Below are 689 nucleotides of genomic sequence, written 5' to 3' on the forward strand. Positions count from 1 at the left end.
TGCCTCCCACCTATTCTGTACATTTAATCCCAAAATTCAATCTCAGCCTACAGTAAAGCTCCACGGGGTCTTTCCGTCCTGTCGTGGGTAAGCGGCATCTTTACCGCTACTACAATTTCACCGGATCCTTTGTTGAGACAGTGCCCAAATCGTTACACCTTTCGTGCGGGTCGGAACTTACCCGACAAGGAATTTCGCTACCTTAGGACCGTTATAGTTACGGCCGCCGTTTACTGGGGCTTCAGTTCTAAGCTTCGCTTGCGCTTACTCTTTCCCTTAACCTTCCAGCACCGGGCAGGTGTCAGCTCCTATACTTCGTTTTTCAACTTAGCAGAAACTTGTGTTTTTGGTAAACAGTCGCTTGGGCCTTTTCACTGCGACCCCCTTTTACAGGGGTTCCCCTTCTCCCGAAGTTACGGGGTCATTTTGCCGAGTTCCTTAACAAAGGTTTTTCCGCTCGTCTTAGGATTCTCTCCTCACCTACCTGTGTCGGTTTGCGGTACGGGCGATACTTCTCTTGTAGTGGCTTTTCTTGGCAGTGTGGAGTCTTAAGCTTCTCTACTTGTTTTCGATCCGCATCACGCTTCATCTTTTTCGAAAAGCGGTTTTGCCTACTTTTCAGACTTTGCGCTTGCACGCCTCACCAACTGGGCGCTCTTATTATCCTCCTGCGTCCCCACTTCCTTTTT

Annotated in this window: 1 rRNA gene; it reads right to left on the bottom strand. The window is 49.1% G+C overall.

Annotated elements, in window-relative coordinates:
* A 23S ribosomal RNA gene (locus tag HKO22_RS10635) occupies positions 1–689 on the bottom strand; the annotation flags it as partial.

Source organism: Peptoniphilus faecalis (genome assembly GCF_012976305.1).
Classification (GTDB): domain Bacteria; phylum Bacillota; class Clostridia; order Tissierellales; family Peptoniphilaceae; genus Peptoniphilus_A; species Peptoniphilus_A faecalis.